This is a genomic window from Pedobacter ginsengiterrae, from assembly GCF_039537385.1.
Lineage (GTDB): Bacteria > Bacteroidota > Bacteroidia > Sphingobacteriales > Sphingobacteriaceae > Pedobacter > Pedobacter ginsengiterrae.
Window position 1 is genome coordinate 93848 of the sequence record NZ_BAABAK010000010.1, and the last position, 25393, is coordinate 119240.

Annotated in this window: 22 protein-coding genes; 14 read left to right on the forward strand and 8 right to left on the reverse strand. The window is 36.4% G+C overall.

Annotated elements, in window-relative coordinates; translation table 11 throughout:
- Positions 1-4: 4 nt before the first annotated feature.
- The 3 genes from ABD692_RS09915 to ABD692_RS09925 form a co-directional block, all read right to left on the reverse strand.
- Complete coding sequence (locus ABD692_RS09915; RefSeq protein WP_344766657.1) at positions 5-1165, reverse strand: PepSY-associated TM helix domain-containing protein; 1161 nt, start codon at positions 1163-1165, stop codon at positions 5-7.
- 9 nt (positions 1166-1174) lie between these two features.
- Complete coding sequence (locus tag ABD692_RS09920) at positions 1175-3562, reverse strand: TonB-dependent siderophore receptor (protein ID WP_344766659.1); 2388 nt, start codon at positions 3560-3562, stop codon at positions 1175-1177.
- 265 nt (positions 3563-3827) lie between these two features.
- Positions 3828-4538, reverse strand: a complete 711-nt coding sequence (locus ABD692_RS09925) for a DUF4397 domain-containing protein (RefSeq protein WP_344766661.1) — start codon at positions 4536-4538, stop codon at positions 3828-3830.
- A 502-nt stretch (positions 4539-5040) separates the two neighbouring features.
- Here ABD692_RS09925 and ABD692_RS09930 point away from each other — a divergent pair.
- The 11 genes from ABD692_RS09930 to ABD692_RS09980 all read left to right on the forward strand — a co-directional run bounded on the left by ABD692_RS09930 (position 5041) and on the right by ABD692_RS09980 (position 16902).
- Positions 5041-5736: a GNAT family N-acetyltransferase gene (locus ABD692_RS09930; protein WP_316755851.1), complete on the forward strand. Its 696-nt coding sequence runs from the start codon at positions 5041-5043 to the stop codon at positions 5734-5736.
- Positions 5736-6929 (forward strand): argininosuccinate synthase, encoded by a 1194-nt coding sequence (argG, locus tag ABD692_RS09935; protein ID WP_316755853.1) that lies wholly within the window; start codon positions 5736-5738, stop codon positions 6927-6929. Before ABD692_RS09930 ends, argG begins: the two co-directional genes overlap by 1 nt.
- A 107-nt stretch (positions 6930-7036) precedes the next feature.
- The gene (gene argC / locus ABD692_RS09940; RefSeq protein ID WP_344766665.1) at positions 7037-8023 is read left to right on the forward strand and encodes an N-acetyl-gamma-glutamyl-phosphate reductase; all 987 of its coding nucleotides are present in this window, start codon (positions 7037-7039) and stop codon (positions 8021-8023) included.
- A 154-nt stretch (positions 8024-8177) separates the two neighbouring features.
- Positions 8178-9308 (forward strand): aspartate aminotransferase family protein, encoded by a 1131-nt coding sequence (locus ABD692_RS09945; RefSeq protein WP_344766667.1) that lies wholly within the window; start codon positions 8178-8180, stop codon positions 9306-9308.
- 129 nt (positions 9309-9437) lie between these two features.
- The gene (locus ABD692_RS09950) at positions 9438-9740 is read left to right on the forward strand and encodes a four helix bundle protein (protein WP_316755859.1); all 303 of its coding nucleotides are present in this window, start codon (positions 9438-9440) and stop codon (positions 9738-9740) included.
- A 105-nt stretch (positions 9741-9845) separates the two neighbouring features.
- A complete protein-coding gene (locus ABD692_RS09955) occupies positions 9846-10817 on the forward strand; it encodes a Rossmann-fold NAD(P)-binding domain-containing protein (RefSeq protein WP_344766669.1) in 972 nt (323 codons plus the stop codon).
- An 83-nt stretch (positions 10818-10900) separates the two neighbouring features.
- Positions 10901-11731 carry an acetylglutamate kinase gene (gene argB, locus ABD692_RS09960; protein WP_316755863.1) on the forward strand — a complete coding sequence of 277 codons (831 nt, stop codon included), beginning with the start codon at positions 10901-10903 and terminating at the stop codon, positions 11729-11731.
- A gap of 376 nt (positions 11732-12107) precedes the next feature.
- Positions 12108-12917, forward strand: coding sequence for a pyrroline-5-carboxylate reductase (proC, locus tag ABD692_RS09965; protein ID WP_316755865.1), 810 nt, complete (start codon positions 12108-12110; stop codon positions 12915-12917).
- An 89-nt stretch (positions 12918-13006) separates the two neighbouring features.
- A complete protein-coding gene (locus tag ABD692_RS09970) occupies positions 13007-14074 on the forward strand; it encodes a M20 family metallo-hydrolase (RefSeq protein ID WP_316755867.1) in 1068 nt (355 codons plus the stop codon).
- A gap of 146 nt (positions 14075-14220) precedes the next feature.
- Positions 14221-15552 (forward strand): argininosuccinate lyase, encoded by a 1332-nt coding sequence (gene argH, locus ABD692_RS09975; protein WP_344766672.1) that lies wholly within the window; start codon positions 14221-14223, stop codon positions 15550-15552.
- Positions 15553-15648: 96 nt separating this feature from the next.
- Positions 15649-16902, forward strand: coding sequence for a pyridoxal phosphate-dependent aminotransferase (locus ABD692_RS09980; RefSeq protein ID WP_344766674.1), 1254 nt, complete (start codon positions 15649-15651; stop codon positions 16900-16902).
- Between the two features lie 155 nt (positions 16903-17057).
- Here ABD692_RS09980 and ABD692_RS09985 read toward each other — a convergent pair whose 3' ends face one another.
- From ABD692_RS09985 to hemW, 5 genes are all read right to left on the reverse strand, one after another.
- The gene (locus ABD692_RS09985) at positions 17058-17936 is read right to left on the reverse strand and encodes a cupin-like domain-containing protein (protein WP_316755873.1); all 879 of its coding nucleotides are present in this window, start codon (positions 17934-17936) and stop codon (positions 17058-17060) included.
- Positions 17937-18064: 128 nt separating this feature from the next.
- Complete coding sequence (locus ABD692_RS09990) at positions 18065-18850, reverse strand: DUF3050 domain-containing protein (protein WP_344766677.1); 786 nt, start codon at positions 18848-18850, stop codon at positions 18065-18067.
- A gap of 223 nt (positions 18851-19073) precedes the next feature.
- Positions 19074-19625: a fasciclin domain-containing protein gene (locus ABD692_RS09995; protein WP_344766679.1), complete on the reverse strand. Its 552-nt coding sequence runs from the start codon at positions 19623-19625 to the stop codon at positions 19074-19076.
- Between the two features lie 349 nt (positions 19626-19974).
- Positions 19975-20757 (reverse strand): SDR family oxidoreductase, encoded by a 783-nt coding sequence (locus ABD692_RS10000; RefSeq protein WP_316755878.1) that lies wholly within the window; start codon positions 20755-20757, stop codon positions 19975-19977.
- 82 nt (positions 20758-20839) lie between these two features.
- Complete coding sequence (gene hemW / locus ABD692_RS10005; RefSeq protein ID WP_344766681.1) at positions 20840-21967, reverse strand: radical SAM family heme chaperone HemW; 1128 nt, start codon at positions 21965-21967, stop codon at positions 20840-20842.
- 286 nt (positions 21968-22253) lie between these two features.
- Here hemW and ABD692_RS10010 point away from each other — a divergent pair, with 286 nt between their 5' ends.
- The 3 genes from ABD692_RS10010 to porK all read left to right on the forward strand — a co-directional run bounded on the left by ABD692_RS10010 (position 22254) and on the right by porK (position 25374).
- On the forward strand, positions 22254-23042 hold the full coding sequence (locus tag ABD692_RS10010; protein ID WP_344766683.1) for a DUF4271 domain-containing protein: 789 nt from the start codon (positions 22254-22256) through the stop codon (positions 23040-23042).
- 13 nt (positions 23043-23055) lie between these two features.
- Positions 23056-23826: a uroporphyrinogen-III synthase gene (locus ABD692_RS10015; RefSeq protein WP_316755882.1), complete on the forward strand. Its 771-nt coding sequence runs from the start codon at positions 23056-23058 to the stop codon at positions 23824-23826.
- A gap of 225 nt (positions 23827-24051) precedes the next feature.
- Complete coding sequence (gene porK, locus ABD692_RS10020; protein WP_316755883.1) at positions 24052-25374, forward strand: T9SS ring complex lipoprotein PorK/GldK; 1323 nt, start codon at positions 24052-24054, stop codon at positions 25372-25374.
- Positions 25375-25393: the final 19 nt, after the last annotated feature.

Consider the following 25393-nt stretch of genomic DNA (forward strand, 5'->3'; position numbering starts at 1 on the left):
TTTATTATCTGATTGTTGTGGATACTTTCTTTTTTTTCTTATTCCTGCCAATCCATATTAAAACACCTGTAATTGGCATGCTTGCTGCAATTAGGCTGGCAAAAAATGCAATTATTTTACCTGGTAAACCAGCGATAGAACCAACATGGATATCATAATTCATTCTATAAATTTTATCGGCAACTGTTGTGTTTTCATATTTGCCGAAAGCATGTTTAACTTCAATTTCTTTAAGAGTATGCTGGTCGAAATACCTGTAATCAGATTTCCAATAGGTTTCAGGATCTGGGTTTTTAGCAACTTCTATCGATGCCTTTTCATTTTCAGGAACGTGTACATCAAGGCTGCCTTGAAATTTCGGATCAGCATTTAGATAAGATTCCCAAATTTTATCAGCTGCCGATGGATTTAATTTCAATTTTAAATTGGTGGTCGTATCAGAAAAAGCTTCACTAAATTCCGTTAATGATTTCCCTCCAGAGGTTACGAAATAGACTGATTTTGAAAACCACTGAAATCCCATTACCATACCTGATAAAGCAATAAAGATTATGATCCAGGTGATGTAGAAGCCGAGTACATTATGAAAATCATAATTTACCCTTCTCCATTTTGCATTCCATTTGACGGTAAAACGCTGTTTTGATGCAGCTTTGTTTTTTGGCCACCAGAGGATTAAACCTGATATCAACAGTATAACAAAAATTAATGTAGCACTAGTTAAAATTGGCTGGCCAATATTTGGTGGGAGCCACAAATAGTAGTGGCCCATAATGACAATTCTGAAAAAATCATCATTCATGTTTTTAACCTTTAGTACTTCGCCAGTATATTGATTTACGAAAACGATATAGTAGTATTCGGGTTCGAAATTGTAATAAACAACCTGAGCACTTTTTCCAGGTTGATAGTTAATGCTGTGTGCGTGTTTGTTGGGCAATGCTTTATCAGCAATTGCTTTTAATTGCGTAGGTGGTAGCAGGGCCTTTTTTTGAACTTCAAGATTTCGATAAGGTTGAGTAACATTTTCAATTTCTCTTTCAAAGGCAAGGATGCATCCAGTTATACCCAAAAAGCATACGAATAGTCCGGATGTTAATCCCAGCCATAAGTGGATTCTGCCGACCCAATATTTGAAGGTTTTATTTTTTTTCTTCTCAGACATGAATCCTGATTAAAATTTATATGCTACACTCACTCTATAATTTCTTGGCGCCTCTGCCTGGTAATAGTATGCGCTTAGATATTGGTAATAAGATCCGCTGAATAAATATTTATTCAAGATATTAAAAGCATTACCTGTAATTTTAAATTTAGGACGTTCATAAAATAAACCACCGTCTAACTTAAAGTAGTTCGGTAATTTTTGTAAGCCAATGCTCCAGGTATCGGTTGCACGATCTGCTAGGTAAGTAAAACCTGCCGATATACCCGAACCTTTAAGTGCGCCATTTTGCAAAGTGTAAGTTAACCATGCATTAGAAACATGTTTGGCAAAACCAGGAATTACATCACCAACATTAATGCCTGTTACGCCAGGAGTAACTTCGGTAACTTTCGAATCCGTATAAGCATAGTTTGCTATTAAAGTTAAACCATCAGTGATTTTACCTCTTAAATCAAACTCAATTCCCTGCGATCTTTTTTCGCCTAAAACTACACTAAAATTGGTTCCTGGTGTGTTTGTTGGGTCGGCAGTTAGTTCGTTTTGTTTCAAAATTCTGTAAGCTGATAAAGTGGTGTTCCATTTGCCGTCAAACCAATCTTTCTTAATACCGATTTCGTTATTTGTTCCAGTAATCGGTTCTACTTTTCCACCATTGCGGATTAAGCCACTTTGAGGTGTGAAAGCTTCGTCATAAACTGCGTAAATTGCTGTGCTTTTATCAACTGAAAAACTTAAACCAACACGTGGAGTAACTTTTTTAGCTTTATCTGGTGCGCCGCCCCAAGCCGATTGACTCACATAGGTATAACGACCAGCTAATGTTAAACGAACTCTATTATCAAAGAAACCTAATTCGTCTTGAGCATAAGCACTCAAATACTTTGAGTCCATTAAACCACCTGCATTAATTGCCCTTTGTTCTAAAGAAGTAATACGATCGAAATTTGGGTAGCCGTTCTGAGGAAAGTCGTAATTTGGATTATTCAAATCGAAAGGTGAAGAAGCTAGATCTAAATCATGTGATTGACCCCAATCTGCCATATAATTTTTCTTTCCACCATCAAAACCGGCTAAAATACGGTGATTAATTCCACCAGTTTTTACTTGGCCATTAATAAATAGTTGTGCTAATTTCATGCTGCTTTCCGCATCCCAAATGCCAACATTTCTAATAACTGTGCTATTTGCATTAACAGCTGAAGGCCATGAACTATAGCCAACTTGATCATACTTAAAGTAAGCTGCTTGTGCTGTTAGTTTCCAGTTTTCGTCAAAATTGTGTTGTAAGTTTAGAAATAAACTTTGGTCATTTATACGTGTTGCAGGTAAGCCTGGTTGGGTCATTGTTAATTCCCTTGGATAAGTTGCATAACCGTCGGGAGAGAAAATGTAGTAAGAACCAACTTCAGTCATTTTTGCATTTTGGAAGGTGTATTCTGCGGTAATTTTGGTGTGATCTGTAATTTGATAACTTAACACAGGAGCAATGCTGTATCGATCATTTTGCTCATAAGGTCTGAAAGAACCTTTGTTTTGAACGGCTCCGTTTAATCTAAATAATAATTTTCCATCGCTGGTTAATTTGCGGTCAAAGTCAACAGCTGTTCTGTATAAATCATAACTTCCTAAAGTGAAAGAAACTTCGCCTTTATTAAAGCCAGTAGGTTTTTTGGTTACTACATTGTACATGCCGCTTGGGTCGCCATTGCCAAGCATAAAGCCAGCAGGACCTTTTACAAATTCAATGTGATCGACGAAGCTCATGTCTTCAGTTAACGGTCCCCAGAAAGATGATACCACGTTGAAGCCATTTCTCATTGCCTGAATTTGAGAACCACGCATGGTAATATTAGTGTACATATCACCCCAGTGCTCTATTCGGGTAGCACCACTCACATTTCTGATTAAACCATCACTCATGCTTATGATTTGCTGGTCTTTTATAACTTGATCACTAACAGTTTGTATGTTTTGTGGAGCCTCCAAAAGCGGCTCGTTTAAACGAAGAGATGCGGAAGGTAAGCCTATTTTATATCTGTTGTTTTTGCCAGCAATAGTTACTTCCTCTAATTTCTGATCATTTTCTTGTAAAACAAAATCTACAATTTTAGTTTCGCCTTCAACTACGGTTACACTTTTCTCTGCTGAATTAATACCTACAGCAGAAGCCTTAATCGTGTAAGTGCCTGGTTTTATTCTGTGAATTGTATATCTGCCGTTATCATCCGTTGTGTTCCCATTTCCACTTCCTTTTAAACCAACTGAAATATAAGAAGCTGCCTTACCATTTGATGTAGTAACCGTACCTTTTATGGTTGAAAATTGCTGTGCGAAAGTAATTATACTAAGTGTGGAGAGAAAAAGCGTTAAGCTGAATAGTCTGATTTTATGCATCTTAAATTTATTTGGATTAATTCTAAACAGCTGCAAAATAACGGCACAATTCTTAATAATCCAAATAATTTTGAATAATTCTAAATAAGGAAAACAAGTAGTAGACTTAGTTTGATGTTATTTGCCTGTTAACCAGCATATATAAGTGATTGTTAAATTAGAAAGTTTAACATTTTGAGCGAATGTGGTCAAAATCAGATATATAAAAAAAGGATTATCGTTTAAGATAATCCTGAATTATTAACGTATTTAAAATTAAAAATGATTATTTGATGGTTAAAACCTGCAAATTTAAGGCACGTTCGGTATCGTTTGCTGGTGTAACCAGGCCGCCACAAATTATATCATAATGATATCCAGCTGCAAATACAGCATCTGTCTTCGTTGTTTTTACAGCGCCATTAGCGGTGTCTTTTACATCAAGAGAATAGGTTCCAGCATCAACAGCTACAAAACTAGTATTGGTTTTGTAAGCTTTATTTGTTGCATAAGAAGTGGTGGTGCCCGTTTTAATTAAATCTAATGCAGGTGCATCGGGAGATAAATTAATAAAACGAATATAGGCTTTATCTGCAGAGGGTACACTCCTGTCATCGCTAATCAATAAACCATCCAACTGACCAGGTTTGTTAATCAGATAATAAGAGTAACTAGTGTTTTGGCTTAATGCAACGTCTTTGGAAAATAAACTTTCAGTATTACTACCAGATGTAAACTTTAGACTGTAAGTACCTGCTGTTCGTGAAGTGTATGCTGAAGAACCAGCGAAAGGTAAGGCTGCCGCGCTAATTAGACTACCACCCAGATAAGCATTATAGGTTGCTAACGAAGGAGATGCATTTACTGCCCTTAAATAAGCAATGGTGATGTCGGTATTATCTGTTTTTGCACAAGAACTGAAAATTGAAATGGCCATTATTATAAATAATGCGTTTAAGGATGTTTTTTTTAAATTTTTAGATGTAGAAAATTTCATACTGTTTCGGCTTTGAGTTTAAATATTTATTCCAGTAGAAACGATTGCTATGCTACAATCGCTACAGGCATACAAATATTGTGTTTAAACAGTAATTGAAAATGTTAAATGTTGTTAAGCTGATGTTAAAGTTTTGATAAAAGATGCTTTATTGAAAAGTTAGGTCAGATTAGTTTAATAAATTATTATTAAAACATAAAAAAATCAGTTTAATATTGTGTAACTCAATTATTATTTAAACCTTTGCACCTCAATAGAGTTAAAGCTGTTTTAATACGCAAGAAATGATTAAACAATTTTTACATAAACTTTCAAGTTTCACAGCCCATTTGGTAGCTGGTGAGAGTTTATTTATTAATCGTTTTCAACCTGTATTCTATTATCCCCTAAGTCGGCAAAATTTTACGCCGCGTATTTAGTACACCTTACTAATACTACGAGGAATTGATCCTCTCTAAAAACCCAATTAACAAGAATACCTTAATTTTTCGTTAGAAAACGAATGAATATTAATGAATTTATAGTACAAGTCGCTATCCCAGAACACCATGTGTTTGCAGAAGAGATTGTAACCGAAATGGCTGAATCAGCAAAAGCCAGAGGTACAGGTATTGCTAAGCGTTCGCCGGAATATATTTCAGGTAAAATGCAGGAAGGCAAAGCCGTAATTGCTTTTCATAAAGATGGCACCTGGGCTGGCTTTTGCTATATCGAAACCTGGAGTCATGGTCAGTTTGTAGCCAATTCTGGGTTAATCGTTAGTCCGCAATATAGAAAAGCAGGATTAGCGCATGCGATTAAAGAAGCAGTTTTCGAACTTTCGAGAAAATTATATCCAAAGGCAAAAATATTTGGTTTAACTACAGGTTTAGCCGTAATGAAAATCAATTCTGATTTAGGTTACGAGCCTGTTACTTATTCTGAATTGACGCAAGATGAGGATTTTTGGAAAGGTTGCCAAAGCTGCGTAAACTTCGAGATTTTGAAGATGAAAGAGCGTAAAAATTGCATGTGTACCGCAATGCTTTACGATCCTGCCGAAAAGAAACACGAGGCCGCAAAGGTTTTTGCCGAAGAGTTGCAGAAGAAGCCTGGATTATACGAGCGTTTTATGCGCATAAAATCTAGATTAGTGGTTAAGCCAAAATCTGGATTAAAATCAATCATAGTTTTATTTACCCTATTATTTCATAAATAATGAAGAAGAAAGTTGTTTTAGCTTTTAGCGGAGGTCTTGATACCTCATTTTGCTGTATTTATCTTGCTCAAGACCGTGGCTTAGAAGTTCACTCTGTTATTGTAAATACTGGTGGTTTTTCTGACGAAGAATTACAAGAAATAGAGAAAAGAGCCTATGCTTTAGGTGTAAAATCTCACGCTGTGGTAGATGAAACCGATAGTTATTATGATGGTTGTATTAAATACTTAATCTTCGGAAATGTATTAAAAAATGCAACTTATCCACTTTCTGTTAGTGCAGAACGCGTTAGTCAGGCAACGGCAATTGCGAATTACGTTAAAAAAATTGGTGCGGATTATGTTGCTCACGGAAGTACTGGTGCTGGTAACGACCAAGTGCGTTTTGATATGATTTTCAATATCATTATTCCTGGAGTTGAAATCATTACACCTATTAGAGATTTGAAATTATCCCGCGAAGCGGAAATAGAATATTTAGCCGAACATGGTGTTGAATATAGTGCTGAAAAAGCAAGATATTCGATTAATAAAGGCTTATGGGGAACTTCAGTAGGAGGAAAGGAAACTTTAACTTCTCACCAAACTTTACCAGAAAGCGCCTGGCCAACTCAGGTTTCGGAAACGGAATCGCGTAAAGTGGAATTAACTTTTGAAAAAGGGGAGTTAGTTGCCATTGATGGAGAAACGTTAGCACCTGTTAGAGCGATTCAGAAATTACAAGCCATCGCTCAACCTTATGGAATTGGCAGAGATATCCATGTTGGTGATACGATTATTGGTATTAAAGGTCGTGTAGGTTTCGAAGCTGCAGCACCTGTTTTAATTATTAAAGCACACCATACTTTAGAAAAACATACGTTAACGAAATGGCAGTTAAGCTGGAAAGAGCAATTATCTTCTTTCTATGGTAACTGGCTGCACGAAGGTCAATTCCATGACCCGATTATGCGGAATATTGAGGCTTTTTTAGCCGATACGCAGAAATTTGTGAGCGGTAAAGTTTTTGTTGAATTATTGCCTTATCGTTTCCAGATTATTGGTATTGAATCTAACCACGATTTAATGAGCAATAAATTTGGAAGCTATGGCGAAATGAACAACGCCTGGAGTGGCGAAGATGTTAAGGGTTTCTCCAAAATCTTCGGTAACCAGGTAATGATTTGGCATAAAGTTAATGGGGAAGAGGCTTAAAGCTGAAAGACTAGAGTAGAAATCTTGCCTTTCAAAATTGTCATCCTGAGCTTGTCGAAGGAATATAAACTAATTTTCATATCCATCTATAATTGATAGAACAGATTATGAGTAATAAAATAAAAGCAGGAATAATTGGTGGTGCAGGATATACAGGTGGCGAAATGCTACGTATTCTGATTAATCATCCAAATGTTGAAATTGCTTTCGTAAATAGCACCAGTAACGCTGGGAATCTAATTTCTGATGTGCATACTGATTTAATTGGCGATACAGATTTACGCTTTGCCAATGATATTCCACAGGATATCGATGTGCTTTTTCTTTGCGTCGGCCATGGCGATGCAAAAAAGTTTTTAGCTGCTAACCCGATTAACGATAATATAAAAATCGTCGATTTATCACAAGATTTCAGATTGGCAGCAAATGCTAGTTTTGAAGATCGTGATTTTGTTTATGGGCTTCCAGAATTAAATCGCGATAAAATTAAAACGGCAAGCAATATTGCTAACCCAGGTTGTTTTGCTACTTGCATTCAGTTGGGGTTATTTCCATTGGCTGCAAAAGGTTTAATCAATGCAGAAGTTCACATTAATGCAACTACAGGGTCAACTGGTGCAGGACAAAGTTTGGCAACAACTTCTCACTTTAGCTGGAGAAATAACAACCTTTCCATTTATAAAGCTTTCGAGCATCAACATTTAAATGAAATTGGCGAAAGCTTAGTACAATTGCAACCATCACTTTCGGAGACTTTGAGCTTTATTCCGCAACGCGGAGACTTTACGCGTGGTATTTTGGCAGCGATGTATTTAGAAAGTGACTTGACTTTGGAAGAAGCGCAAAATATTTATGAAGAATATTATAGTGCTCATCCTTTTACACATGTTAGTCGGAAAAACATCGATTTAAAACAGGTTGTAAATACAAATAAAGCGCTGGTTCATGTAGAAAAGCATGGCAATAAATTGTTTATCATCAGCATTATTGACAACCTGTTGAAAGGCGCAAGCGGACAAGCGGTTCAGAATATGAACTTAATGTTTGGCTTGGATGAAACAGCAGGCCTGCGATTGAAAGCAGCGAACTTTTAATTTAGGCTTAAAGCCGAAAGCTCAAAGTTTAAAGCATAATAGCGAAATGCTGAAGTATTAATTAAATATTTAATAGACTAAAATTAGGCTAGTAACCTGTATAAATTTGCGGGAAGCTTCATGCCTTTAGCTTTAGTCTTTAAGCTCAGAAAATATGAACTTATTCGACGTTTATCCTCTTAACGATATAGAAATTACAAAAGCATCTGGCAGCAATGTTTGGGATGCTAGCGAACAAAAATATTTAGATTTATATGGCGGTCATGCAGTGATTTCAATTGGACACACCAACCCGCATTATGTAAGTCGTTTAACAGACCAATTAAACAAAGTTGGTTTTTACTCAAATTCTGTTAAAATCCCTTTACAGGTTCAGCTTGCTGAGAAATTGGGGCAGGTTTCAGGTAAAAAAGATTTCCAGTTATTCCTAGTAAACTCTGGAGCTGAGGCAAACGAAAACGCCTTAAAACTGGCATCATTTTATAACGGAAGAAAGAAAGTAATCGCTTTCACTGGTGCTTTCCACGGAAGAACATCCTTAGCGGTTGCGGTAACCGATAATCCTAAAATTGTAGCGCCTGTTAATCAATCTGAAAATGTGATCTTTTTGCCGTTCAATAACGAAGTAGCTTTGGAAGAAACTTTTAAAGCTCAGGGCAATGAAATTTCGGCTGTAATTATTGAAGGAATCCAAGGTGTTGGTGGAATCAAAGAAGCCTCAAAAAGTTTCTTGCAAAAAATCCGTTCACTTTGTGATGAATACAATGCAGTTTATATCGCAGATTCAGTTCAGTGCGGTTATGGTAGAACGGGTTTGTTTTATTCACACGATTATTCTGGCGTTGAGGCAGATGTTTATACGATGGCAAAAGGAATGGGTAACGGATTTCCAGTAGCGGGAATTTCAATTGCTCCAAAATTTAAGCCTTGGCATGGAGAATTGGGGACTACTTTCGGTGGTAACCATTTGGCTTGCGCTGCGGCTTTAGCGGTTTTAGAGGTTATGGAAAAAGATAACTTGATGAAAAATGCTGAAGAAATCGGGAATTATCTAATTACTGAATTGAAGAGATTTGAGCAGGTAAAGGAAGTTCGTGGTCGTGGTTTGATGATTGGAATTGAATTGCCTGAAGAATTAGCGCATGTTAAAAAGGAATTATTATTTAAACATTTCATTTTTACAGGCGAAGCAAAACCAAATGTTATCCGTTTATTGCCAGCCTTGAATTTAACCAAAGCACACGCTGACGAATTTTTGGCGGCTTTTGGTGAGTTGGTAAAATAGCTAAAAGACTAAAGCTGAAAGCGGATGACGATTAGCTAATATGGTGGAAAAGAATTAAATTAGTGATACCCCTATTTTCTAGTAAACATAAGTTTTAACGAAAATGAGAGATTATCAAAAATTAGAAGTTTGGGAGAAAGCACATTTAATGGTGCTATATGTTTATTCAGATATACTTCCATTATTTCCTCCATCTTAAAAATACGATTGAATAGCCAAGTCAAACGAGCCGCTTATTCTGTGCCTCTAAATATTGTTGAAGGCGCAGGTAGAAATTCTTCAATGGATTTCGTTCGGTTTTTAGATATGGCGTTAGGCTCATGTAATGAAGCCGAATATGCTTGTTTACTAGCGAAGGATTTGAGATACTTAAATGATGAAAAGTATCAAGAAATAAATAATAAAACAATGAAGTTAAGGCAATGCTCATAGGCTTGCTGAAGCGACTGAGAACATAATAAGTTAGGGATTAGGCCACGTTTTCTACATTTTGTATTAAGCTTGAAGCCTTTAGCTTTAACCTTTAAGCTTAAAAAAATGAAACTTTTCACTTCCGTACATGATGTTCCGAGCATCAAACAATTTGTAAAAGATGCGCTTGAATTAAAGGCGAATCCTTATGCGCATCAAAGTTTGGGTAAAAACAAAACCTTAGGATTGGTTTTTATGAACCCAAGTTTGCGTACCCGTTTAAGCACTCAAAAAGCTGCGCTAAACTTAGGTATGAATGTGATGGTCATGAATTTGGATAAAGAGGGTTGGGCTTTGGAAACACAGGATGGTGTAGTAATGAATGGCTCTACTGTTGAGCATATTCGTGAGGCTGCTGCGGTAATGGGTCAATATTGCGATATTTTGGGATTACGTTCTTTCCCGAAATTAAACAATCGTGAGGAAGACTACAGCGAAGATTTCTTTAACAAATTTGTAAAATATTGCGCTGTTCCTGTAGTGAGCTTGGAGAGTGCAACTCGCCACCCGCTACAAAGTTTTGCCGATATAATTACCATTCACGAAACCTGGACTAAACAACCTGATGGTAGAAAACCAAAAGTTGTTTTGGCGTGGGCACCTCACGTAAAAGCTTTGCCACAAGCGGTTCCAAATTCTTTTGCCGAATGGATGTGTAAAGCGCAAGCCGAAGGGATGATTGATTTTACCATCGCCCAACCAGAAGGTTATGAATTGGCTGAAGAATTTACACCTGGTGCAGATATTCAATATAATATAGAAGAGGCTTTGGCTGGCGCTGATTATGTTTATGTTAAAAACTGGAGCAGCTACAAAGAATATGGCAAAGTTTTAACTTATCCGGATGGGTGGATGATGAATAACGAAAAGTTGAAATTCACAAACGATGCGAAAGTGATGCACTGTTTGCCCGTTAGACGTGATTTGGAATTATCATCCGAGATATTGGACGGACCGAATTCATTGGTGATACAGGAAGCTGGAAATCGTTTGTGGGCCGCACAAGCGGTAATAAAATCGATGTTGGAGGAATTATAAAACAGTTACCGGTTACGGGTTCCGTGTTATAGGTCTAAGCGCCTAAACTCGCAACTCATAACTGGCAACCCATAACTCAAAGTATGAAACAACTTACAATCATAAAAATCGGCGGAAACGTAATTGATAATTCTGAAAATTTACATCAATTTTTGTTGGATTTTACGGCTTTACCTGGCGATAAAATTTTGGTTCATGGTGGCGGGAAAATCGCAACTGAATTGGGCGAAAGCTTAGGTATTCAGGCGAAAATGGTTGAAGGTCGTAGGATTACAGATATTGAAACGTTGCGGATTGTTACGATGGTTTATGCAGGGTTGATTAACAAAAACATGGTTGCTCAATTACAAGCTAAAGGTAGTAATGCCATTGGTTTAACAGGCGCCGACGGAAATATAATCAAAGCTAAAAAACGACCTATTGTTACAAAAACACATGGAACACCTCCAGGTCCATTAGCTGGAGAAGTTATAGATTATGGTTTTGTTGGCGATTTAGATGACAATTCTGTTTCTTCGAATACTTTGGATAGTTTATTAAATGCAGGATTAACACCAGTTTTATGTGCAATTACACACGATGGAGATACGCAATTGCTAAATACTAATGCAGATACAATTGCATCGGCAGTTGCGGTAGCCATGTCGGCTTTATATGAAACCCGTTTGGTATATTGCTTCGAGAAAAAAGGTGTGCTGAAAGATGTAAATGATGATAATTCTGTTGTTAGAGAAATCAAAGCTGATGAATTTGAAGGTTTAAAAGCTGATGGAACGGTACAAGGCGGAATGATACCCAAATTGTACAATGCTTTTGAGGCGATTAAGAAAGGGGTTTCGGCGGTGTATATTGGCAAAGCCGATGAATTAGCTGAACTTGCAGCAGGTACTTTTGGTACGAAGATGAACCCTTAAATCACCTAAAGGGGACTTGGCATGGAGGATAAGCATGCTGCAATTCTTTAATCTCTACGTCGTTGCGAGGTACGAAGCAATCTTAAAACTGTAGCTATTAATATAGTGCATTAGGATTGCTTCATAATTTGCAATGACGGATGTGAACTAAACCTGATAGGAGCGGAAATACTTTTTTTAGCACAAACTTGAATAAGCTGTTATGCTGAGGTACGAAGCATCTGATTCCTAAGTTGCAGATGCTTGGTACCTCAGTATGACAATGAGTTTAAAAAGATTGAAGTGAATAGCAGGACTGACATTAATTGAAAACTGCAATTGCTTTTCAAAAATATAAAAATCAGTTTGAGTAACTGAACCAAATAAAACGAACCACATGAAAAAAATAGCCATAATTGGTAGCGGAAATATCGGTTTGTCTTTAGCGAAAGGCCTGGTAAAAGCCGATTTTGCAAAAGCTGAAGACATTACGCTTACCCGTAGAAATATCGATCATTTAAAACCTTTCGCGGAGGCTGGTTTTGTGGTGAGTAACGATAATAAACATGCCGTATCAAATGCTGATGTTGTGATTCTTGCTGTTTTGCCGCAACAATTAAATACGGTTTTGGATGAAATTAACTCATCTATAGTTTCGGCTAAACACTTGGTTATTTCGGTGATTTCTGGTGTTAGTTGTGCTGCGGTTCGCGAAAAATTGGGCGACGATGTGGAAGTGATTCGCGTAATGCCGAACACGGCAATCGCTATTGGGCAATCGATGACTTGTATGGCGAGCGATAATGCATCGGCAGAAAATATTGATAATGTGACCAAAATGTTTGAAACGGTTGGTTCGGTTGTGAAGATAAACGAAGATTTAATGACTTCGGCTACGGCACTTTGTGCATGTGGAATTGCATTCTTTTTGAGGGCAATCAGAGCGGCATCGCAAGGTGGTGTGGAAATTGGTTTTCATGCTGATGAAGCGCTTAAAATGGCTGTACAAACGGCAAAAGGAGCGGCCGACTTGCTTTTATTACATGGCACACACCCAGAATCAGAAATAGATAAGGTAACTTCGCCGAAAGGTTGTACCATTGCAGGTTTAAACGAAATGGAACACAACGGCTTTAGCTCATCATTAATAAAAGGTATTAAATTATCGGCACTAAAAGCAGGAAATTTGTACACAAAGGAAAGCTAAAAGCAGAAAGAAATAAAGCTTAAAGCAAATGAAAAGTGCAGGATTGAGATACGATTTGTCTTGATACTTGATACTAACTACTCGATACTATGTTGTTAGAAAATATACAAAAGGAAAGTCTGGATTTATTGCGACAGTTAATTCGCATCCAGTCGTTTAGTAAAGAAGAAGACAGAACGGCAAATTTAATTGCTCAGTTTTTAGAAGAACGCGGTGTTAAAATCTATCGCAAAATGAACAATGTTTGGGCTTACAACAAGCATTTCGATGCAAGTAAACCTACGGTATTGTTGAATTCGCATCATGATACGGTTAAACCAAATTCTGGTTATACCCGCGACCCTTACGATGCTGCCATTGAGGGCGATAAATTATTTGGATTGGGTAGTAACGATGCTGGCGGTTGTTTGGTTTCGCTGATTGGTACGTTTTTGTATTATTACGAACAAGAAAATTTAAAATATAATATCTGTTTGGCTGCAACCGCGGAAGAGGAAATCTCTGGAAATAATGGCTTGGAATTGGTTCTGCCAGATTTGGGAGAACTGGAATTTGGAATTGTTGGGGAGCCAACAGAAATGCATTTAGCTATTGCAGAACGTGGATTGTTGGTAATCGATTGTGTGTCACATGGTAAAGCTGGTCACGCGGCTAGGGAAGAGGGTGAAAACGCAATTTACAAAGCGCTAAAAGATATTGAGTGGTTCAGGAATTATCAGTTCCCTAAAGTGTCGGAAGTTTTCGGTCCGCTGAAAATGACAGTGACGATTATTAACGCAGGTTCGCAGCATAACGTGGTTCCTGCAAATTGCACTTTTACCGTTGATGTTCGGGTTACCGATGCTTACACAAACGAAGAAGTGTTGGAAATTATTCGGGCAAATGTAGATTGCGATGTAACGCCGCGTTCTATCCGTTTAAAGCCATCGTCAATTGATAAAAACCATCCAGTGGTTCAGGCTGGTGTTGCGTTAGGTAAAACAACTTATGGTTCACCAACCACTTCAGACCAAGCTTTATTGGATATTCCATCGGTAAAATGTGGGCCAGGTTTTTCTGGTCGCTCACATATGGCTGATGAGTTTTTATACGTTCGTGAGGTTGCTGAAGGCGTTGAGGGCTATGTGAATATGTTGAAACCAGTAATACAAGGTTGAGGGTTTTAAGGTTTAGGGTAAAGGGCTTGGGTGTCTAACTTAAATAATCCTTGTGAAAAACTCGGTGCACTTCGTGGTAAAATAATAGAATAGCTTGGCGCACTTTGCGAAAAACTTAGTGCCCTTTGCGGTTAAATAAAGTAAAAATGAAAATCTGGCAAAAAAATATAGATGTAAATAAATTCGTGGAAACCTTTACCGTTGGTAAAGACCGGGAATTGGATTTACAAATGGCAAAGTTTGATGTTTTGGGTTCATTGGCTCATACACAAATGTTGGAAAGTATTAATCTTCTTACTGCTGAAGAATTAAAAACTGTTCAGCAGGAGCTAAAAAATATTTACGCTGAAATTGAGGCTGGAAACTTCACTATTGAAGATACAGTTGAAGATGTACATTCTCAGGTTGAATGGTTATTGACACAACGCATTGGCGAAGCAGGTAAAAAAATCCATAGTGGACGCTCACGTAACGATCAGGTTTTGGTTGATTTGAAATTATTCTTCAGAGCTTGTATTGAAGATATGGTTAACCAAACTTCAACCTTATTTAACTTATTGATTGAGCTGAGCAACACGCACAAAGATAAATTGATGCCAGGTTACACCCATTTGCAAATCGCAATGCCATCATCTTTTGGTTTATGGTTTGGTGCCTATGCCGAAAGCCTTGCCGATGATATGGAATTGATGCTTGCTGCCTGGAAAATTACCAATAAAAATCCATTGGGTTCTGCAGCTGGGTATGGTTCTTCATTTCCATTAAACAGAACTTTAACCACAAATTTATTGGGTTTTGAAAGTTTAAATTATAATGTGGTTTATGCACAAATGGGTCGCGGTAAAACCGAAAGAATTTTGGCTCAAGCGATGAGTGCTGTTGCAGCAACTTTAGCTAAAATGGCGATGGATGTTTGTTTGTTCATCAACCAGAATTTTAGCTTTATCAGTTTCCCGCCTGAATTAACGACAGGTTCGAGCATTATGCCACATAAAAAGAATCCGGATGTTTTTGAGTTAATTCGCTCACGTTGCAATAAAATTCAGGCTTTGCCGAATGAAATCGCGATGATGATTACCAATCTTCCATCAGGTTACCACCGCGATTTGCAGTTGTTGAAAGAGAATCTTTTTCCTGCCATTACTTCGCTTAACGAATGTTTGGAAATCGCCACATTTATGTTTCAGAACATCACTATTAAAGCTGATATTTTAAAAGATAAGAAATACGATTATTTGTTTAGCGTTGAAGTTGTTAATGATTTAGCTTTGCAAGGTGTTCCTTTCAGAGAGGCCTATAAAATAGTTGGCGAACAAATAGAAAATGGTACTTTTGCACCATCGAGCCAAATAAATCATACACACGAAGGAAGCATCGGCAACCTTTGTAATGAGCAAATTTCTGCGTCAATGCAGGCTGTTTTGTCTCAATTCGGTTTCGATAAAGTGAATAAAGCAATACAGGATTTGGTTAAATAAACCGTCATTGCAGAGACTGAAGTTTATACAAATGCTAAAATATTAAGATTGCTTCGTGCCTCGCAATGACGCACAAGGCGATAAAAAGTAATAAATATGAAGGTATCAAAGTTAGCCAGTGCTTTAATTGGCTCAGAAATTATAAAAATTGGTAACGAAGTTAACGACATGAAGCGCAAAGGCGCATCAATCGCTAACTTAACTATCGGCGATTTCGATTCGAACATCTATCCAATTCCAACCGAATTAAAAGCTGGAATTGTAGATGCTTACAACGCTAATCAAACCAATTATCCGCCAGCTGATGGTGTTTTGCAGTTAAGAGAAACTGTTTCAGAATTATTAAAAGATAGATTTGGTTTAGATTACAATACCAATAGCATATTAGTGTCTGGTGGTTCACGTCCGCTGATTTATGCCGCATATTTGGCCGTTGTAGATCCTGGAGATACTGTAGTTTTTCCAGCACCATCCTGGAATAACAACCACTATTGCCACTTAACTTCAGCGAAATCAATTGCCGTAGAAACAGATGCAGCACATAACTTTATGCCAACTGCAGCGCAATTAAAACCTCATTTAAAAGGTGCAACTATGTTGGCTTTGTGTTCGCCATTGAACCCAACAGGAACCATGTTTGATGCTGATTCCTTAGCTGAAATTTGCGACGTTATTTTAGAAGAAAATGCATCACGTGGAGCGGATGAAAAGCCGTTGTATTTAATGTACGATCAGATCTATTCGCTTTTAACTTTTGGTAAAGAGCACGTAAATCCAGTTTCATTGCGCCCAGAGATGCGTGAGTTTACCATTTTTGTTGATGGTACTTCGAAATGCCTGGCAGCAACTGGTGTACGTGTGGGTTGGGGTTTCGGTCCTGAAGATATTGTAAACAGAATGAAAGCTTTGGTTGGTCATATGGGCGCTTGGGCACCGAAAGCCGAACAAGTTGCGATGTCAAATTATTTTAACGACAAAGCACAGGTTGATACTTTCTTAACCAGTTTTAAAGCTCAAATTCAGGATAGCTTGAATGCACTTTACAACGGTTTTAACGAACTGAAAAGCGAAGGCTTTAATGTTGATGCCGTGGAGCCAATGGGTGCAATTTATTTGACTATTAAAATTGATTATATCGGAAAAACAACTGAAGATGGTCAGCTTTTAAAAGATAGTGCAGATGTGAATTTCTATCTGATTAAAGAAGCTGGAGCAGCATTAGTTCCTTTCTCTGCTTTTGGAAACGAACACAGCATGCCTTGGTTCAGAGCATCGGTTGGTGCTTGTACTTTGCAAGATATTAAAGATATGTTACCGCGAATTAAAACTGCACTTAGCAAGTTGAAATAAATTTTTAAGTTAATATAAAAATAGGCTGCTTTTGAATTAAAAGCAGCCTATTTTGTTTAATGATTGGATAATGCACGTTTTCAATAAAAAAAAATATAATCCTGATTACAAAAAAAGCGGGGTATCGTACTTGATACTCCGCTTTTTTTGTTTTATTAAGGTTTGCCTTTTGCTAAAGCGCTCTCCGCAATTTTTACTGCTCTTTTCTCTCTCCAGTGTGCGTATTTTTCTTTGAAAGTCATTTTAATTAAACTATCAATTGCGCCGTGAGTAAATAAACTCCATACACTAGCAACTTTTCGTGTTATCGATTGGTCCCAAGCACGTAAGCTCAATGAAAACGAACCATCAAGATATTTCATCCAATGCCACATACCTGTTGGCATAAATAAAGTATCGCCATGTTCTAAGAAAACTTCATAACCCTCAACACCATTTAACGCAGGAAATTTCTTGAAGTCTGGATTAGCAACATCGTAATCTTCTAAAGCATAAGTTGCGTTTGGTAAACAATATAAACGGTCTTTCCATTTATTATCGAAAAGAACAATGTGTTTACGGCCGCCGAAATGCGTATGGAAAATATGAGGTAAATCGATGTCGTAATGTAAAAAGGTTACTGAATTTGAGCCACCAAAAAACATAGCTGGCATACTTTCGATAAAGCCACCCATTAAATCTTTTGGAATTTTTACATCGTTGATTAAGCTTGGCACCTTTTTAAATAAATTGAAGAAAAAAATCCTTAATTCAGTTGGCTCACGCTTGATTAAATCCAGATAATCACCAAATTTCATGTGTGCTGTTGCAGCATTAATTGGCTTCGATGGATCTGCTTTAGAGTTATCGTATAATGGCACTTCTAAATCGCCACCAATCTCTTTTAGGTATTCAGTAGTCCATTTTTCTCTTGCAGGCCAATCTTTGGTAAGGCCTCTAATTACTAACGGACGTTTTGTTTTCAGATAATTTTTCTTGAAATCCTCAGGAGTAATGCTCTCAACGATATCAACGGGTTTTAAAATGAAACTCATGCGCTTAAAATCGGTTATTTGTGCCGAACAACAAATGTGTAAATTTTATTTTACAATATATATACTAACCAGCAAATGTGACGAAAATCACGTAATTTAAAATTAGTAATTCCCTAACAATTTAATAACTAAGCTAAAACTTTATTTTTTACTATTTCTGCATAAGCAGCATCCCATAAATCAATACGCTTTTGCAAAGCAATTTTAGTGGTCGCTTCTGCTTCAGCCCAAAAAGTTTCATCTTTTTCACAAAGTTTTTCAGTCATAGATAGCGCCAAATGACTATGATGATCACCGTCCACTTCAATATGGCGTTCCAGGTAGTATTTAAAAATCGAAACCTTTTCTGGCTGCGAGCTATTTAAATCGTTAACCATGCTAAAAAACATATTCGGAATTAAATCTTCGCGGCCAAACGTAAAACTTGCAGCTTGTAGATGTGTTTTTTCGCTGTTTATAGTATCGAAAGTAGATTTTACAAAATCTCTTGCAGCAGCAGGAACCTGAGCCAATTCGAAAGCCATGTCGAAGTCTCTTCCTTTTTGTAATGAAGTTAAAAAGTTACGGATTGGCTCTACCTTAGCTCCACATTGTACCATGGCATCCAAATATAATTCGAAATGGCTTTTAATATTTCCTTCTACATCTACATCGCTTTCCTCACCAGCAACAATTTCATTTATTAACTGGCGGGTTACTGCATCCCCAACAGGAAACCAAGGTAAAGTTGTACAAGTTAAATTTATTTGTAAAGCTTTTAAAAGCGACATAAAATCCCATACTGCATAAATATGGTGCTCCATAAAAATTTGTAAATCTTCTAGTTCACTAATTTCACCGTAAACTTTATGGTTAATTATCTGCTGCCTTAAAGGCTCAATATTCTCCTGAATTTTTTTAATGTTGGGATGCATTGTGCTTGTTTTTAAACGATTGAGCTTTAAGTGATACGATTTAATTATTCAAAATTCACTCAATTTACGTGCTGCAAAATTAAATACTAATAAGCAGCAATTTGTTCAAAATCTAAAACCTGAAAAACAACTGACAAATAAATGAGCAGCTGATTGATTTTTAACAAAAAAACGCTTCTACCGAAGTAGAAACGTTCTCATTACAGTTATAGGGATGTGAATATTATTTTGGCATTAAAACAGTATCTACTACATGAATTACACCATTTTTTTGGTTTACGTCAGCAATAGTAACTGTACTCATACCACCTTTTTCATCTTTTAAAACTAATTTTTTGCCTTCCATCCAAGCCCAAAGTTTTCCTCCTTCAACAGTTGTTAGTTCCGCTTTACCGCCACCAGCTTTAATTGCTTTAGCAATCGCTTTGCTATCCATTTTACCAGCAACAACATGGTAAGTTAAAATTTTAGTTAAAGTAGCTTTGTTTTCTGGTTTCACTAAAGTTTCAACAGTTCCAGCAGGCAACTTATCGAAAGCAGCATTAGTTGGTGCAAAAACGGTGAAAGGACCAGCACCTTTTAAAGTTTCTACTAAGCCTGCAGCTTTAACAGCAGCAACAAGTGTAGTATGATCTTTTGAATTTACAGCATTGTCTACAATGTCTTTAGTAGCATACATGGCTGCGCCACCAACCATCGGATTTTTTTGAGCGTAAACTTGACTTGTAAAGGCCATAGTTACAACGGCAATTGCAGATAGGATTAATTTTTTCATTATTTCTAATTTTTAAGTTTCTGTTATTTGATTCCATTTACGACGGTACACAGATGCTTGGATTTTAGAAATGAAAATAAATATGTAATCATCTGAAATTTAGGTGTTTAATTTTATTTGTAAAGGTGCTTCCGAAATTCTTTTGATAAGACAGTCCGCCTTTTCGCTATATCTTGTTCGTTAAAGTTTGTGTAAACATTTTAGTATAACTACCCAAAAAGTATATCGCTTAAATGGGGTTTATTTAACGCGGTTTCTTTGCAGTTCAGCCCGTTTTCTAAGCAAATCTTAAATAAAAAAGCCTGCAAAGTTTCCGATAACTTGCAGGCTTACATCAACAAAAAAATATTTAAGTAACCTTGGTCTTCCTAATTTTCTTTGAAAAATAATTCGGGAAGAAACGCTTCAAGAATATGGCTTTTGTTTCTTTTCCGCCAATATAAATTTCCTCTTTTTTAGCATTTATTGCAGTAATAATTTGATTTGCACATTCATCTGCACTCATTCCGTTTGCTTGCGCATCATCCATTGTTCCTTGTTCTTTTCCGCTTGCGGTTAAAGCATTTATCGAAACATTTGTTTTAATAAAACCAGGACAAACAATTGTTATGGCTATATTTTTATCGTAAACTTCCGAACGAAGGGAATCGAAATAGCCGTGTAAGGCATGTTTAGATGCTGAATACGCAGAGCGTAATTTTGTACCAAATTTTCCGACTAAGCTACTTATTACAACAATCTGGCCACCACCATTTTTAATCATTATGGGTAAAACCGCTTTGCTTAAAGTAACAGTTCCCCAAAAATTGGTATTCATAATTTGCTGCTCTGTTTCTAAAGCTGTATCTAAAGCTAATGCTCTTTGGCTTACGCCACCAGAATTAATTAACAAGTCAATTTTTCCGAATATTTTAATGGCATCTTCAGCCTTACTTTTCAAAATTTCAGTTTCACTTAAATCGAAAGGCAAAACATGAACGTTGAAAGAATTTTGGCAATTTCCTTTTACTCTAAAAAGTTCATCTCGGTTACGTCCAGAGATAATTAATTTATCTCCAGCTTTAAAATATTTGTACACTAAAGCTTCGCCAATTCCTGATGAAGCTCCTGTAATCCATACAATTTTCGACATATATGCTTTTAATTATACAACGATTGAGTTTGTTATCCCTTCAGATTGCAAATTATTCAACCATTCAAAATTCAATAATTTGCTACTGTACTATAAACAATTCCGATGCAATGTGATCTGCAAAAAGTTTTCCGTTTTGACTTAGTTTAACTTTTTTGTCGTTAATAATCAGCCAGTCTTTATCTTCAAAACCGCGAAGATTATATAATGTTTCATCATAAAAATCTTTACCAAAATCACTATTAATTTTCGTTAAATCAATTCCCCAAATGGTTCTTAACGCAGTCATTACATATTCGTTAAACCTATCGTTTAAACTTAGCTCTTCAATAATTTCTGGCAGTTTATTACTGGCCAAAGTTTCTATGTATTGCGCATTATTCGCAGGGTTCATGTATCTGTTCTGACCATCAAAGCCGTGCGCTGATGGCCCAATTCCAATATAATTTACTCCTCTCCAATAATTTGTATTATGAACCGCATAGCAACCCGGTTTAGCAAAATTAGAGATTTCGTAATGTTCAAAGCCTGCTCGATCGAGCTGCTCCATTAACATCACAAATTGGTTGGCGCTTTGGTTGTCATTTACTGGAGTTTGTTTTTTAGTCTTTATTGCGTGTGCCAATGCGGTTCTTGGCTCAACTGTTAGTGCATAAGCAGAAATATGCGAAATTTCCAAGGCTATAGCTTTTTCGATGTTACTCAACCATTTCGAATCAGTAAGCAATGGATAACCGTAAATTAAATCAAGCGTTAAATTTTCGAAACCAGCATCCTGACTTCTTCTAATGCAATCTTCGGCTTCGCTTGCATTGTGTGCTCTGTTCATCCAAGTCAAATCTTCGTTAAAAAAAGATTGAATGCCCACGCTAAACCTGTTAACTGGCAATTGTTTTAACTCTTTTAATTTTTGAGCAGTTAAATCATCAGGATTGGTTTCAATAGTGATTTCAGCATTTGAATCAACAGAAAAAGTATGATTTATCGTGTCGAAAATTTTTTGCAACGCAGCTTGCGATAGGATAGATGGTGTACCACCGCCAAGGTAAATACTTCCAACCTGACCCGTGACCCTATCTTTTTTCATGCTTATTTCCTTGCAAATACTTTCTACCATTTCATCCGCATATTTTAATGAGGTGCTGAAATGGAAATCGCAATAATGGCAAGCCTTTTTGCAGAATGGAACGTGGATGTAAATACCGGACATTGCTGCAAAGATACATGATATTCTAAATCCATTTATTTTCTTTAGGTAAACAATGATTATTCAATTACTTTTGCAACCTTAAGTTTTGATTTACAGCATGCCGAGATTAATTTTTATTCTTTTAGCTTTTTTATTGTCTGCAAATTTTGTTGCCGCACAACAAATTCCAGTACAAAGAGATAGCGCTGTTGTAAGTAAATTTCAATACAGAAGATATCGAGTTGATTCGGCAACATTAATTCGGCAACAATTTGTAACCGACTCTATTATTCGGCATACCTGGGTATTGCCAGATAGTTTGATTAATAAAAGTGCGCTGTTAGATAGTGTTCAAAAAGAATATCTATCTCCTACACTAGATTTGTTGGCTTGGCAGAAAAAATATCAGAATTATAAAAAGAAAGAAAACCCCTATCAGTTAGGCCGTTCAATACCTAAAGGTAATGTATGGTTGCTAGGTTTTATATTTATTATGCTTGTTGTTTTTGCAATTTTGAGAAATGCCTTTTCAAAGCAACTTTCTGCTATTGTTCAATCGTTTTTTAGCAATCGTATTTTAAATAATATCAATAAAGAAGATAACCTTTTTAGTTCCTGGCCATTCTTGCTTTTATTTATCCAATTCGGATTCATTTTAGGAATGTTTTTTTTCCTTGTTGCGCAGTATTACGATATGTATCAAGCCAAAGATGGCTTTAAATTTTTCTTTAGCATATCGATAATTATTATAATATTTTATGCGCTTAAACTTATCATTTTAAGGTTTTTAGGATTTCTTTTTAATGTGCAAAGGCCTGTTAATGAGTATATTTCAATATTGTATTTAAGTTACTTCAATGCTTCGCTCTTATTTATTCCATTAGTTGTTGCATTTGCCTTGTCTCCATTAAAGTATGGGGTAATTTATATTGCAATTGCTGTTTTGCTTTTAGGTATCATTTTTGCGTTTCAGCTGCTTAGGGCTGGTATTACAATTCTTTCTAATAATAAGTTTTCTAGAATGCATTTATTTTTGTACTTTTGCGCCCTCGAAATATGTCCTATTTTAATACTAATTAAAACGATAGGATTGTAGCAGAAAAAGGAAAATGCAAGAAAAGAACGACTCTAGAATCCGTAAAGTAAAAAGTATTTTAGTTACTTTACCGAAACCTGAAACAGAAAAATCTCCATACTACGATTTAGCTAAAAAGCATAACCTTAAAGTTGATTTTAGATCATTTATTCACGTTGAAGGTGTGCCTGCAAGAGATTTCAGAAAGGATAAAATTAATTTAGCTGATTTTACGGCGGTTATTTTTACGAGTAGAAATGCGGCTGATCACTTCTTCAGAATATGTGAAGAAATGCGTTATGATGTACCTGCTGAATTAAAATATTTCTGTCTTTCTGAAACTATAGCTTTATATCTTCAAAAATACATCCAATATCGTAAGCGTAAAATTTTCTTTGGAAAACAAACCGCTGCTGATTTGGCTGAGGTATTAAAAAAACATGCTAACGAGAAATTTTTATATCCTTGCTCTGATGTAGCTACAGAAGATACCATGAAATTCTTAGAAAAAAGCGGCTATGATTTTACACCTGCAGTTTTGTTTAGAACGGTAGTAAGTGATCTATCTGACCTTGCAGAAGTATTTTACGATGTAATTGCTTTCTTCAGTCCATCAAGTATTCAATCATTATTTAAAAATTTTCCTGACTTTAAACAAAATAATACTCGAATTGCGGCGTTTGGTGTTAATACCAGCAAGGCTGTAACCGATACGGGTTTGATTGTTGATATTGCTGCACCAACTCCAGGTGTGCCATCAATGACCATGGCTATAGAGAATTACATTAAAGTTTCTAATAAATAAAGATTCCCTCTAAATTTTTTTTCCTGATTTAACAATAAACTGCAACATTTTGAGTTATAGCAGAATAACTCAGCGTTTTGTAACGAAAATATTAGGTTTAAGTTGCTAAGAAAACATTCTTACACCCTAATAAAGGTGCTTTCGTGTAAAATTTTTGCTTTTGTTGTTTATTTAATTGAATTTTGATACAATTGCTAATTGTGTTTTGTACACTATAAAGGATATATGAAGAAAATCTACTTTCTAGCTATAATGGCTGTAACTGTATTACTTGCAAGCTGTGGCCATGGTGGTCAGGGCGAACTTGTTGGCTCTTACAACCGTAAGTTTAAAAACCATCGAATTCCACTAGGTATGGTTTACATTCCGCCAGGTCATACACCTATTGGAGGTTCTGATGAGGATATCACATTTTCGCAATCTGGACCAAGTAGAATGACAACAATAAGTGCATTCTTTATGGATCAAACAGAGATTTCAAATGCAGAATATCGTCAATTTACAAAATGGGTTCGCGATTCGATTGCAATTGTTATGATGGGAAATCCTCAACAATTCATGATGACTCAAAAAGGCGCTGCTGCAAATGCCGTTGGAGGCGAAAAATATATCGATTGGCGTAAAGTAGGTAATGGCTCTGCAATTTGGAATGGTAAGGGAAAAGGAGCAAATGCGGCAAATGCCAGTCAATTGGATAATATGTATTATTCTGGTTTAGATGCTTTACCAGGTAAAAAAGAAATTGATGTTCGTAAGTTGGAATACACCTATGGAATTTTAAACTTAGATAAAGCTGCTCTTGGACATAAAGATCCAAATAGCAAACGCCAGGATTATATAGACAGGTATACTATTGCTGTATATCCAGATACAATGGTTTGGAAAACAGATTATTCTTATTCTCAAAACGATCCAATGGTTCGTGGTTATTTCAACCACCCTTCTTATGATGATTACCCTGTAGTTGGCGTAAGCTGGGAGCAAACTCAGGCTTTCTCACACTGGCGTACACAGCTTTATCAAGGCGTGGCTTCAGCAAGAAAAATGCCTTTAAATGCTAGAATGGATTATGATTTACCTTCTGAAACACAGTTCGAATATGCTGCCAGAGGTGGAAATACTAAAACCAAATATCCTTGGGGTGGGCCGTATATTAGAAACACTAAAGGTTGTTTACAAGCTAACTTTAAGCCTGGGCGTGGAGATTATTCTAGCGATGGTGGTATCTACACTGTAGGTGTTAGATCTTATTTCCCTAATGATTATGGATTATATAACATGTCTGGCAACGTTGCCGAGTGGACTAAAACAGCTTACAACAAATCTGCTAATCCGTTGTTACATGATTTAAATCCGAATTTTACCTATGTGGCTGGTAAAGACGATAGCAAGTATTTAAAACGTAAAGTGGTTAAAGGTGGTTCATGGAAAGATACAGGCTATTTCCTTCAAAATGCAGTATCTACCTACGAATATCAAGACCAACAAAGATCTTACATCGGTTTCAGATGTGTTTCAGCATATCCTGGTACTGACTTAAGGAACTAAAAACAACCCAAAAAAAACT